We start from the raw sequence: 12,014 nt of genomic DNA on the forward strand, positions 1-12,014 counted from the left end.
ATGGAACCGCCATTTTTAACGGCTTGAGCATAGACATTTTTGAGTTCTTGACGTTGTTTTTCATTGGTGATGGGAATCGTTCGAGGTCTTCCACCTTTGGTCCAACTGTCTTTTAAGCGGATATATTGAGCATTTTCAATTTTTTGACCGTCTAAGGCATACTCAGGCTGGAATTTCATGCTTTCTTCACGTCTTAGCCCGAAAGCATCTTGTAAACGTAAGCTTTGCGCTATGTTTGCATCCGTTTTAGACAAATCTAAATCTTTTAAAGAGATTGATTTATTTTCATTGGTGACATAGACCCGGTTTTCTATTTTATAAGTTGCATTGTCTTTGACAGCTCCACTATTCCCCACTTTTTCAGCCCACCACCTGACCGCAACCATTCTGTTTTTTATGGTGCCTGTAGACACGCCATCTTTACGCCATTGCTCAAGCAATTTATTCACATGCCGGCCCTTAAGATCTTTGGGAGACATGGTTTTAACGTCATAGCCATTCCTGGCAAGCTGCTCAGTGAATAATTTAAGCATTGCCCGCCTATTTGCTTGTGTGGCGTGTGAACCCTCACGGAACTTATTGCAGAGTTGATCAAACTGATATTCTAAAGTCATGTGCTCTCTTTTTCTTGAGATGCTTGATTGATGAGTACAGCACAGCGTTATGCTGTGCTACGGAATCAATCAAGCATCAATTCTTTAATTTTTTCTTGTATCGCTCCAGCATCATCAAGACTAATAGAGAAGCAGACAGCTCTATATTTCACAGCACATTCTCTATCATTAGGAAAAAAAGCTAGGTGTTGAACTTCTTCAGCATAAAAACCAAAATAAAAACCATCGATAATGAAGGAAATAGCTGCCTTTTCTCCGACTTGCTCACCTTTTTTGAATTGAGCAATTTTTTCTACTTGCAAGTTTTCAACTTGTTTAATCATGCGTTACTCCAAAAAATTGGTTTTTAATTTTGAGATCCGATTTACTGGTTAGTGTTAAGAGCCGAATTAACGTCTTATCAAAGTCAATTAAAGGAATTGGTTCGATAAAAAATGCTCAAAAAGTGGATATAAAAATTCGAGAACCTTTAAGTCCAAATCTATGAATACTTATAAAAATAAACCGTTTCTGCATATAGGATGAGAGCGATTAAAAGTACTTGATCTCCTGTATTTAGTTTGCGTTTAAGCTGAAAACATAAATGAAAGTCAGCAAAGAAAAGTTATGAAAAAACAAAAAAAGTCTGATCAGTATATGTCTAAAATTTCTTCTATCACGCGGCAATAACTTCCAAAAATGTTGTTTATTGTAAGTATAAAAAGCTTTTTCCCAGTCGTCACTACTTAAGGGTAGTGACGACTGGGGAGCCTGGCCCCTGTTTACGCGTATCGAAAAGGGAAGTCGCCACCCCTTCGGGATGGCTCGGCTACTCCCGAAAAAATTTAGATGGGAGCTGGTCATCAGAGAAAGTAGGTTTTGAGATTTAGATTGTTCCTGGTCGCTCACACTCCGTTCGCTTTGTATTTTTCTTTTGCTATTAAGAGGAATGATTAGAGCGAGTGTCTACGAGCGAACTCCGAAAATTCGCTTATTCCTTTCCCTGATTACCAGCTCCCCTACGTGTCAAGAACTCAGAATCAGAGCATCCCGAATGGGTGCGAACTGAATGCAGTTGTTTCAAGTCGAGCGAAGCGAGAAAAATGTATGAGCGAAGCGAATTCCGAGTTGCTTTTGCTTTTTCTGAAAGTCACGAGAATATTCACTAAAAATTGCCCCTCGAATCGAGCGCAAGCGAGATTCAATAGAGTTTGAGCGAAGCGAAAACCAAGGGCAATTTTTCATTCTCTGTGCTTTTAATTATTTTAATTATTTTAATTATTTTAAGTCCTCTGAAACCCTTATATAGCAAGGAATTCCACCCTTAAATATAGACAGATTCCCGCACAATATGGACAGATTCCCGCATTACTATAGACAGATTCCCGCATTACTATAGACAGATTCCCGCATTACTATAGACAGATTCCCGCATTATTGACATAAAATAAGGACAAATATATAGTTGTCCATAATAATTTAAAGTTACTATTAATATGCTTAAAAATAATTTAATCGTAAAATCAAATCAGGTTATTGAAGCTTCTTATACTCTTACAACGATGGAACAACGATTAATTCTTAGTGCGATTGCTCAAGTTCCCAAAGGGCAAGAAATATCAGATGATGTTTTATACCCTCTTACTACTAAAAATTTGGTCAAACTTGGTGGAGATGAAAAGGCATCACATAAAGAATTTAAAGATGCTGTAAATCGTTTATATGAACGTTCTATCGTACTTCGAGATGGTGATGAATCTGATTCATTTAGATGGATTCAAGAGAAAGTATTTAAGGAATCTAAAGTAGCTCATATTCGTTTTTCAAAGCCTATATTGCCATTCTTATCTAATTTAAAAGCTGAATTTACTAAGTACTTAGAATCGGACATTGTGGGTATGTCGAGTCCTTATTCTATTCGTTTTTATGAACTAATAATGCAATACCGTAGTATTGGTAAACGTGAAATTAGCCTTGAAGATCTTCGCTGGATGTTTCAGTTACAAAATAAATATCCTATTTGGGCCGATTTAAAAAAACGAGTTATTGATCAAGCAATTAAGGAAATTAATGAATATAGCCCTTACGACCTTACTATTGAGCCAAAACGTACAGGACGAAAAATCACAAGTATTATTCTTAAATTTCAAGAAAAAAAAGCTTTAAAAAAAATTAAAAAGCAAGGAGATAAGTCAGTTATTGAAATACAAAGAGAGATTAGCTCAGTTACACTTGATATCCAAAACTTTAGCCATACAATAAAATCACCTGGAAAAACAAATGATCTACAGTATAGAGCAAGTAAGATAACTGGATTAATCATGTCAAATGGTTTAGCTGATCGATTTAAACAAAATAATGAAACAATTATTTGTATGATGAAGCGTATCCAAAAAGAGATCGAATCTCATGAAGTAGCCAATCAATGGGAAAATAAATTACAAGAATTTGGGGTGATTTTTTAGTAATGATTATTTCCTACCTCAATATAGAATCAGATATGATTAATTACCTAAGACATAACCATAATCAAATAAGTAATGCCTAAATTTACCGTTGCTGAGTTAGCTAAAAAATATGGAATTGCTCGTACATCTATTTATGATCGTATGAAGAATGGTTCTATCAGTTATGAAATCGATGCTAAGAATAGAAAAGTCATTGATTTTAGTGAAATGCAGCGGGTTTATGGTACGCCTGACAGTAAGGCTCACAGTCAATCTAACAGTACGCAAACTGACAACACTACAATAGAACTGTATAAACAACTGATTGAAGAGTTAAGGCACGATAAGTCAGTTGCAGAAGAACGTGAAAGACGTATGTACAAAGAGATTGATCATCTCAAAGATAAAATTGATAATTTAACATTAGCACTGGGCTATACACCTAAAAATAGTAAGCCTGACAGTAAGGCTTACAGTACCACTGAACAGATCCATACAGTTACAGACTTGCAAGAAAATATACAGATTGAACAAGTTGAAACTGTCGAAAATAAACCTATTCAGAAACCAACGAAGATAATATTAGAATCTAAAAAAAGAGGTTTATTTGGCAGAGTTTTACATGCTGTTTTAAGTAATGATTAAAAAATTAATAGTTTAATAGACCTAACAAACGAGTAGTTATTTAATTCATAATTTTAGAAATAAAAAACTCTGATTATATTAGGCCCTTTTGTATAGTCTTAATAAAGTTCAACGGTCATTGAAACCTTTAATCGTCATTTCTTTACACTCTTTCAAAAATTGGCCTAAATTTTCTTTCCGATTAATTATATCGATGATTTTTGATCCGATAATTACACCATCAAAACCAACTTTAATAGCCTCATATACTTGAGATGGTTCATGTATCCCAAATCCTAAATACGTTATCATATCGCCCTTATCATTTTTTAATTTATCAAAGGTCTCCAAGATTTTTAGACATGATGATGTTCCTGTTACGCCAGATTTACTTGTTACATACGTATAAGGAGAATCAGAATTTAATATATCTTGGATTATATGAGAATCTGCATTAGGAGGTAAAATTCGCACAATACTTTCTGACTCAATTAAAGAAGAGTTACTTAAAATATTATATGGAAAGTCGGGTATTAAAATAGAATCAACAACGTTAACATACGATTTTAGACTTTTATTACTATGTAATAAATTAGCATATACTAAGATACCTATAGGTAAATCTATATATTTTTCTCTAATAACTACAAGAAGGTCTAAAGAGTCTTGAACTTTCCATCCACTGTTTAATAGCTGAGTTGTAGCAGTTTGAATAGTGGGTCCATCCGCCACGGGGTCTGAATAGGGAATTCCCAACTCTAAAGCATCTGCTCCTGATTTTATAGCGATATCGACCAAATCTAGAAATTCGTCTCTATTAGGATACCCAATTAGGAAAAAGGGTATTAATGCAGCTGACTTACTATTTGTTAATTTTTTTTGGGTATGGATGAATTTATTCATTTTCAAGATATTCTCTAATCAGATCAATGTCTTTATCACCTCTTCCTGATAAATTAATCAATACATCTTTACCAGTAAACAATGAGTTTGGATTTTTTAATACATATGCTAAAGCATGAGATGATTCTAAAGCTGGAATGATTCCTTCATGTCTGCATAAAGATTGAAATGCGGAGACAGCTTCATCATCGGTTACACCATCATATTGCACACGTCCAATGTCCTTTAAATACGAGTGTTCAGGCCCTACGCCAGGATAATCAAGGCCAGCAGAAATAGAATAAGAATCTCTAATTTGTCCTTCATCATCTTGTAATACATATGTTTTTGCACCATGTAGTATACCTACACTTCCTTTATACAAAACAGCTCCATGTTGTTCGGTGGCTATTCCTTTTCCATATGGCTCTATACCGATTAATTTTACTGATTCATCTTCTAAGAAATCAGTAAAAATTCCTAAAGCATTTGATCCACCACCAATAGCAGCTACAATATAATCTGGAAGCTTTTCTGTTTTCTTAAGGAATTGTTGTTTAGCTTCTTTTCCAATAACCTCTTGGAAAGTACGAACCATTTCTGGATAAGGAGCTGGTCCTGCAACTGTACCTAAAATATAATGTGTGTCTTCATAATTATTTGACCATTCTCTAAGAGCCTCACTACAAGCTTCCTTGAGAGTACCTTCGCCATTGTCCACACTCACTACCTTAGCACCTAGTAGCTTCATTCGAGTTACATTAGCTTTTTGTCTACAGCAATCTTTACTTCCCATGAAAATAGTACATTCTAGGTTTAATAAAGCACTCGCCATTGCTGTAGCTACACCATGTTGGCCAGCTCCTGTTTCTGCAATTACTTTGGCTTTCCCCATTCTTTTAGCTAGAAGTGCTTGAGCAATTACTTGATTCGTTTTATGTGCACCACCATGAACCAAGTCTTCACGCTTAAGATAAATATTAATTCCTGTTTTTGAAGATAAGTTTGAACAATAAAATAACGGAGTAGGTCGCCCAGCAAATTCTTGTAGTAACATTAAAAGTTCTTTTTGGAACTCATCATCTTTTAGGCATTGAGTAAAATTTTTATTTAATTCCTGTAATGCTGGAACTAGAATTTGAGGGACATACTGTCCCCCAAATTTCTCAATTTTATCTAATATTTTCATATTTAACCTTTCGTTATTTTTAATGCATTAAAGGATTGTGAGGTTGGCATAATTTCAATCTTATTAATATTTATATGAGAAGGTTGAGATGCTATCCAATAAACTGTTTCTGCGATGTCATTAGGTAGGATTGGATTAGTATTTTCATATAAAGTATTAGCTTTGGCTAAATCCCCTTTAAATCGCACAACTGAAAATTCTGTTCCTCCACAAAGACCAGGTTCTATATTTGAAACACGAACACCTGTTCCAGCAAGATCGGCTCTTAAGTTCAAACTAAACTGATCAACGAAGGCTTTCGTCGCCCCATAAGTATTACCGCCCGGATAAGGGTACGTACCGGCAATGGAACCCATATTAATAAGTAATCCTTTTCTCTTATTAACCATTATAGGTAGAATAATACGAGTTAAAGTTACTAGGCTCTTGATATTAGTATCAATCATTTGATACCAATCATCTAAGTTCGCTTCATATGCTAACTCTAAGCCTAAAGCTAACCCTGCATTGTTTACTAATAAATCAATATTATTAATATTAAAATCACCCTCTAATGAAGATAGCTTATCTTCAATAAGATTTACTGGACTACATAAATCAAGAGATAAGTCTAGGAAATTTTCACCAAGACTTTGTTTTAATTCTAATAATTTATTAGATCTTCTAGCTACACCAATTACTTTATAACCATTTTCAATTAATTTCTTAGAAATACTTGCACCAAACCCTGAAGATGCCCCAGTAACTAAAGCTAACATAATATATTCCGTTAAAACCTATCTTTAAAATTACTTAATCTGAAATACTAAAGTGACCATTAATATAATTACAGTTAAGACTAAAACTTTTTTAATTATAGCCCCATCAGTATTAATGGCCTGTTGACTACCTATATGATTACCTAATAAATTAGCAATAATCATAGGAATCCCTATCAAAAATGCCATTTTCCCTGCAATTGCGAATGCAACAAATGCACCTATATTAGAAGAAAAATTGAATATCTTAGAAGTGGCAGAAGCATTTAGAAGATTAAATTTATTAATTAAACATAAACAAATAATAAATAAACTACCAGTTCCTGGTCCAAAAAAACCATCATAAAATCCTACGATTAAGCATACTAAAATGACTAAAAATGGAGCATCTTTGTAACCTACACTTTCTCTTTGATTTGCAGAAATTTTTCCTTTAAATAATGTAGCAAGTAAGCCAACAGGCAATAAACCAAAAATTACATAAGTTAATATTTCAGTAGGAAGAATAAGAATTAGTTTGGCACCAAAGTAAGCTCCTATTAGAGCAGATATAATACCTAAGGGAACTACTTTCCAAATAATAGACTTACTTTTAAAAAAATTTCTGATAGCAGCTATTGTACCAACAGTACTAACTAATTTTTCTTGTCCAAGTGCTATCTGTGGAGGTAAACCCGCAACTATAAAAGCCGGTATTAAAATAAGTCCTGCTCCTCCAGCAATTGAATCTACATATCCAGCAAAAAAAGAAGCAATGATTAAAAAAATCATACCCCAGATAAAGTAGTCAGCTAATAAGCTACCATCAATAAACATATGAATTAACCAACTGAATTAAAAGTTTTAAGGTGATGAATGTCACTATTAACAGACATATTTAGAAGAGGCTTTTGATAAAGACCAAAAACTCTCAATAACCATCGGTCATTTCCATTACCGAGGGGTGTAAAATTATTACGCGAATGTAGGTATTTTTGATTATCAAAAGTAATACACTCTTTTGGCTTTAGATCATAATGTACCCATTTATTACGATCTAAGACTGATTTTTTGAATTCTTCTAAGGCATGTGAAGAATCTTCATCTGAGCTTTTTACATTATGATAATCAAAACGTGAAATAAGATCACCACTATCATTTTCTACTAACAGAGGAAGTTGATTTGTAACTATCTGATCTTTTCCAAAAGATGCTGGTCTGTAGACACTGAAGTTAGGCGCTTTTAAAATATTGATAGTCTTGTCACTCAGATCACTCAAGACATCTTCTAATTTAATTAAACTTGTATAGACATCAGGCTGATTTCTTAAACAAAATAATGATAAAGTATCAGGGCATGGTGTTGATATCCAATGATTAACTTCATATCTGAGTTTGAGATCTGGATTATCTACATGAGGGAAAAATGTCAATAAAGAACCGTGAGAACTAATAACATCAGAATTTGATGATTTAGGAACTACATGTCGTATAAGTTTTCCATCATTTTCTCCTTCATATACCACAGGGAATACATCAATTTCTTGTAAGAACCTAAGAATAGCTTGTGAGGCTACAGGTATTTCAGAATTCGAAATATAAGCTTCTTCAATAGGAGTATTTGGTAGCTTTTCATCAATTTCAAGTTTAGATAGAATCAAGCCTTTATCTAAAAGATTTTTTTTTTCGAAATCTAGTTTAGTCCTATGATAATTTAAATTATTTTGTTCTATATGTTCTACAATACTATTCATTTTTTTACCGTAATTAAAATTATGCACGGCAATTCTATCCATTTGAATTTACTTATAAAAATGAAAAAAAGTATGTAAATAGATCACTATTTTTTATGAAAAAAATGAATCTAGTAAATCTATTCACCCATAAAAAATAGTAAATCAGATATGAAGGAAGAAATATTGCTAGATTTTCATATTAAAGTGATTAAATTTATGTAAATTTGATATGGAAAAGCCGTGAATTTTTATGTTCACGGCTTTTTTTATGCATAGCCTAATTTTTTTTCGATTGCTTTAATTAAATCATCTCTGTAAACAGTACTAGATAGATCATTCGAATGTAATGCATCTTCGATAGCATGAGCGTCACTAACGTATTTTAAGTTATGTTTATTCATAAACTTCTCAATGAAATATACAACTTCATAACCTTCATCTTTATCTACTTTAATCCTATCTGATTTACCTTTATATGGAGAATCTCCCTGATCTCGTGACCAAGTATATTTATAGATATTATTTTGTAGATTTTCTTTCTTAACTTCCACAGCCATTTTATAGACCTTTAAATAAAAAATATCACTAAAATCTAGCAATAATAAATAGTTAAATAAAGGAGTGAGACAATAAAGAACGTCGAACTATGTCGCGAGAATTAGCATAAGAAGGCTATACAAAATTTAGTTGTGACAACTAAATTTCGCACAGCAGCCTAATATTTTTAAACTTTTTACTCAGCAAAAACCTTACTGAAGTCCCCATAATCAACAGCTTTAAGTCTATCCAAAAGATAGGCTGTGTAAGCTGTGTCTAAATTTGTCTCGTCAATAAGCTTAATTTTATCAGTCAATCCAATGGTTAAATTACGTGAATTAATACTAATATTTATCGTTCTGTTTTTAAAAATCTTGTCTAAGAACGTTGGAGGCCTTTTATCGATCAGCTCTTGTGCGTAATTGTCAAAAACATCCACCCCCCAAATTTCAGCATAAAAATCCCTTTCATTGATATGCTTACATACAAAAGCAACTCTGATAAACGATGCCTTAACCCCATAGACATGCTTTTGTAAGAGAAAGTTCGCTAGACCTGCTTTAATTTCATCACTTAGGTTAAATAATGACGTACCTGTTAGCTTTGGATAAAACACTACTAAGGTTAATTGATAGTCCTTTTCAAAACCTTCCTGGACAAAACCATAGAAAATTTTAATTGGACCGTTGTCGCCACCCTCACTTGGGTAATATGCTTCATATAACACTTTTTATAGTACTCCTATATCTTCATGAACCGTACTCAGGTTTTTCTGAGAAATTTATTAAAGAAAAGTGCTGCCTTTTAGGCAGCTTTAAAATCCTGAACCGTTTTTAAATTCGTGCGTTTTGGCATGTTGTAGCACTCATGATATTTCGGCATTTCTAAAGTTCCATAAGAGCCGTTATACATCACAACAGCAGTAAACATTGGTAACTTAATAAATTCAGCAGGCTCAATAATAGATTCTAATTTAATAGACTTTGTAGTCCCTATATTTTGCGATCTGTTAGAAGATGAACTGCTTGCCTGACTCGATGAACTTGTACCGCTGGTTTGACTCGTTCCTGTTGTTTCAGAAATATATGTCGTTTCAGTTTGACCAACCAACCGACTGCATTCATCAGCGGTAGCAATATCATCAATCCTAAAAACAACTTTTAACCCACTAGACCCCATAAAAATTTTGTCAGCATTTGCGCCATACAGTCGATTTAAGCCTTCTAAACTCTGAAGGTATAGGAACGTAGGCATATTTGCAGAACGTATCGTATTGAGCAAATCAGTGAATTTTGGAATGGGTGCACAATTAATGATTTCATCTAAAGCGATAAATACGGATTTACGGTTTTGATTGGCTTGTAAAATACGCATGGTATGCGCCACCATCGCCCCGAATAGCGTAGCCGTTGAACTCTTATACTGTTGGTCAAACTGTAAAAATACAGCTTGTTTAGGCTGCATTAGAACTTCTTTTAAGTAGAAGCCTGGGGCATTGTCTGATGTCGTTGCCCGAATACGATCATCATCAAGAAACTCAAAAGCTTTTGAAACGGCCGTCATCACAGATGCAAGCAAGCGATCATTTTGGGCAGTTCGAGAAATTTCTTTAGCAATATTAGAAACACTGGATTTCTCAGACTGTCGTAATGCCTTTAACAACTCATCATTGCTATCCATGCCGTTGATATAGCTTTGAGCATTCACAAGTGATGCCTTGTCCCCAAGTTCAATCAGAACAGCCTTAAGAATGCGCCTTGCCAAGTCATTAAACACCACCGATTCGGCTGTATCATCTTTAATGATGATGCTCAAAATCTCATTAAGTTCTGCTGAATCTTTCACTTCTGAAAAAATATTGTAGTGGTCACTCTCAACATCGGTCGGATTAAAAACCCAATCTTTATAACCGAAAATTTTAAAGACATTGTTTGCCTTCAGAATCGCCCAAATTTCTGGCTTTACGTCTGTTGCCACGAAACTACGCCCGGATTTCATCCACTCTACAATTTGAGAGATTAAAAAGGTTGTTTTGCCCGAACCAGGTGTACCTAAAATAATGCCTCGATCCTCATTCGTGACCCTTAAGCTTTCACGATGAAAAGACCAATCGAGGTGTTTTTGTTGCATGTTCTTCATTTTCTTCTTTGGTAAAGTCCTATCCGTAAAAGCAATAAGTGGCGTTGTATTTTCAAACCCTCTATGCATTTTACTTAATAAAGTGCCATACCCTTCCGCAGACTCTTTTTTTATACGTTCTACACGTGGTTTTGACTTCCCATTTGCAAAGTAGAAAAAGGCATAAAGAGCAGCCATCACCCCCCATGACACGAAATAATTATTATTTGAAACCACAACATAATGACTTGAAATCAAATTTGTAATGTGGCTCAACAGATAAGTCTGGGCGAGAACAGCCAAACCAAAAAGCACCACATTATATAAAAACTCATGCAGTGGATCATGCGCTTTAAAAAGTGACTTTAAACTCACAAAGAGCATGAGAAAAAGCGCAATAATGACCAAAACTAAAATGGTATTTGCATAGCCAACCGAAAGCGGTTGAAGGTGCAAAGTTCTTATTAAAAAGGTGTAATAATCTATAAGAAAATTCTGCACCATTTAATTATCCCCTTTTTGCAGTTGTTTACCTTCACAGATATCTAAAAACTGAGGTTCAGAAACAGGACTTTTGAGCCACGAACAACGAACCGTATAGTAAAAAGATGCTTCTGCGCTTCTAAATTTAATTAAGTTGTGAGTAGGTTTTAATTCTGCTTTATCATTCCAAATCAATAATTTGCAATTAATACAATGACCACATAGTGGCAATTTTGATCTTATTTCTGATGCAATACCCATCTAATTCTTACTCCATGACCCCAGGTACACGGACGTAATATTGATACGGCTATGCCCCAATTCTTCACTGATTAACATCCGGATTTCTTTATCTTTGGCTTTTTCTTCAACAGACAATACCCGAGAACCACCTACCGCAGGGCAGTCAAAGCCCATGAGTTCACGGTATCTGGTTTGAGCGTAGCCATGTCTTAGGCCATGCGTCTGCCCAACCCCCAGGGCATGGGTGACTGCTTCAAAATGGGCTTTATGGGATTTATAGCTTTTTTCTTTGGGAATCATGGAACCGCCATTTTTAACGGCTTGAGCATAGACATTTTTGAGTTCTTGACGTTGTTTTTCATTGGTGATGGGAATCGTTCGAGGTCTTCCACCTTTGGTCCAACTGTCTTTTAAGCGGATATATT

14 protein-coding genes are annotated in these 12,014 nt (G+C 34.4%); 2 read left to right on the forward strand and 12 right to left on the reverse strand.

Annotated elements, in window-relative coordinates; translation table 11 throughout:
• Positions 1–614, reverse strand: a 614-nt coding sequence (locus AC1P5O_RS15070) for a phage integrase N-terminal domain-containing protein (RefSeq protein WP_499006274.1), incomplete at its 3' end; no start/stop codon positions are given.
• Between the two features lie 65 nt (positions 615–679).
• Positions 680–937 (reverse strand): hypothetical protein, encoded by a 258-nt coding sequence (locus AC1P5O_RS15075; protein ID WP_499006276.1) that lies wholly within the window; start codon positions 935–937, stop codon positions 680–682.
• A 1,152-nt stretch (positions 938–2,089) separates the two neighbouring features.
• Here AC1P5O_RS15075 and AC1P5O_RS15080 point away from each other — a divergent pair.
• Both AC1P5O_RS15080 and AC1P5O_RS15085 read left to right on the forward strand, forming a co-directional pair.
• On the forward strand, positions 2,090–3,058 hold the full coding sequence (locus AC1P5O_RS15080) for a replication initiation protein (RefSeq protein ID WP_499006278.1): 969 nt from the start codon (positions 2,090–2,092) through the stop codon (positions 3,056–3,058).
• Between the two features lie 75 nt (positions 3,059–3,133).
• On the forward strand, positions 3,134–3,685 hold the full coding sequence (locus AC1P5O_RS15085) for a plasmid replication DNA-binding protein (RefSeq protein ID WP_499006281.1): 552 nt from the start codon (positions 3,134–3,136) through the stop codon (positions 3,683–3,685).
• Between the two features lie 108 nt (positions 3,686–3,793).
• Here the strand turns inward: AC1P5O_RS15085 and trpA are convergent, their stop codons facing one another.
• The 10 genes from trpA to AC1P5O_RS15135 all read right to left on the reverse strand — a co-directional run.
• Positions 3,794–4,567 carry a tryptophan synthase subunit alpha gene (trpA, locus tag AC1P5O_RS15090; protein WP_499006282.1) on the reverse strand — a complete coding sequence of 258 codons (774 nt, stop codon included), beginning with the start codon at positions 4,565–4,567 and terminating at the stop codon, positions 3,794–3,796.
• Positions 4,560–5,735 carry a tryptophan synthase subunit beta gene (trpB, locus tag AC1P5O_RS15095; protein ID WP_499006284.1) on the reverse strand — a complete coding sequence of 392 codons (1,176 nt, stop codon included), beginning with the start codon at positions 5,733–5,735 and terminating at the stop codon, positions 4,560–4,562. The genes trpA and trpB overlap by 8 nt, the downstream gene beginning before the upstream one ends.
• 2 nt (positions 5,736–5,737) lie before the next feature.
• Positions 5,738–6,493 carry an SDR family NAD(P)-dependent oxidoreductase gene (locus AC1P5O_RS15100; protein ID WP_499006287.1) on the reverse strand — a complete coding sequence of 252 codons (756 nt, stop codon included), beginning with the start codon at positions 6,491–6,493 and terminating at the stop codon, positions 5,738–5,740.
• A gap of 30 nt (positions 6,494–6,523) precedes the next feature.
• A complete protein-coding gene (locus AC1P5O_RS15105; RefSeq protein ID WP_499006289.1) occupies positions 6,524–7,309 on the reverse strand; it encodes a sulfite exporter TauE/SafE family protein in 786 nt (261 codons plus the stop codon).
• A gap of 5 nt (positions 7,310–7,314) precedes the next feature.
• Entirely contained in the window at positions 7,315–8,268 is a 954-nt protein-coding gene (locus AC1P5O_RS15110) for a Fe(II)-2OG oxygenase family protein (protein WP_499006291.1), read from the reverse strand.
• Between the two features lie 206 nt (positions 8,269–8,474).
• Positions 8,475–8,765: a hypothetical protein gene (locus AC1P5O_RS15115; RefSeq protein WP_499006293.1), complete on the reverse strand. Its 291-nt coding sequence runs from the start codon at positions 8,763–8,765 to the stop codon at positions 8,475–8,477.
• 176 nt (positions 8,766–8,941) lie between these two features.
• On the reverse strand, positions 8,942–9,472 hold the full coding sequence (locus AC1P5O_RS15120; protein WP_499006294.1) for a hypothetical protein: 531 nt from the start codon (positions 9,470–9,472) through the stop codon (positions 8,942–8,944).
• A gap of 77 nt (positions 9,473–9,549) precedes the next feature.
• Positions 9,550–11,367, reverse strand: a complete 1,818-nt coding sequence (locus AC1P5O_RS15125; protein ID WP_499006295.1) for a type IV secretory system conjugative DNA transfer family protein — start codon at positions 11,365–11,367, stop codon at positions 9,550–9,552.
• Entirely contained in the window at positions 11,368–11,607 is a 240-nt protein-coding gene (locus tag AC1P5O_RS15130) for a hypothetical protein (RefSeq protein WP_340835965.1), read from the reverse strand. It abuts the gene before it with no gap.
• Positions 11,608–12,014: integrase domain-containing protein (locus AC1P5O_RS15135; RefSeq protein WP_499006297.1), on the reverse strand; the 407-nt coding region annotated here is incomplete at its 5' end.

It is taken from the genome of Prolinoborus fasciculus, from assembly GCF_056724605.1.

What these genes read in the sequence shown, in the direction of transcription:
- trpB (WP_499006284.1), bottom strand. Translation starts at nt 5,735, where the DNA reads ATGAAAATATTAGATAAAATTGAGAAATTTGGGGGACAGTATGTCCCT.
- AC1P5O_RS15110 (WP_499006291.1), bottom strand. Translation starts at nt 8,268, where the DNA reads ATGGATAGAATTGCCGTGCATAATTTTAATTACGGTAAAAAAATGAAT.
- AC1P5O_RS15130 (WP_340835965.1), bottom strand. Translation starts at nt 11,607, where the DNA reads ATGGGTATTGCATCAGAAATAAGATCAAAATTGCCACTATGTGGTCAT.
- AC1P5O_RS15105 (WP_499006289.1), bottom strand. Translation starts at nt 7,309, where the DNA reads ATGTTTATTGATGGTAGCTTATTAGCTGACTACTTTATCTGGGGTATG.
- AC1P5O_RS15085 (WP_499006281.1), top strand. Translation starts at nt 3,134, where the DNA reads ATGCCTAAATTTACCGTTGCTGAGTTAGCTAAAAAATATGGAATTGCT.
- trpA (WP_499006282.1), bottom strand. Translation starts at nt 4,567, where the DNA reads ATGAATAAATTCATCCATACCCAAAAAAAATTAACAAATAGTAAGTCA.
- AC1P5O_RS15125 (WP_499006295.1), bottom strand. Translation starts at nt 11,367, where the DNA reads ATGGTGCAGAATTTTCTTATAGATTATTACACCTTTTTAATAAGAACT.
- AC1P5O_RS15080 (WP_499006278.1), top strand. Translation starts at nt 2,090, where the DNA reads ATGCTTAAAAATAATTTAATCGTAAAATCAAATCAGGTTATTGAAGCT.
- AC1P5O_RS15100 (WP_499006287.1), bottom strand. Translation starts at nt 6,493, where the DNA reads ATGTTAGCTTTAGTTACTGGGGCATCTTCAGGGTTTGGTGCAAGTATT.
- AC1P5O_RS15115 (WP_499006293.1), bottom strand. Translation starts at nt 8,765, where the DNA reads ATGGCTGTGGAAGTTAAGAAAGAAAATCTACAAAATAATATCTATAAA.
- AC1P5O_RS15075 (WP_499006276.1), bottom strand. Translation starts at nt 937, where the DNA reads ATGATTAAACAAGTTGAAAACTTGCAAGTAGAAAAAATTGCTCAATTC.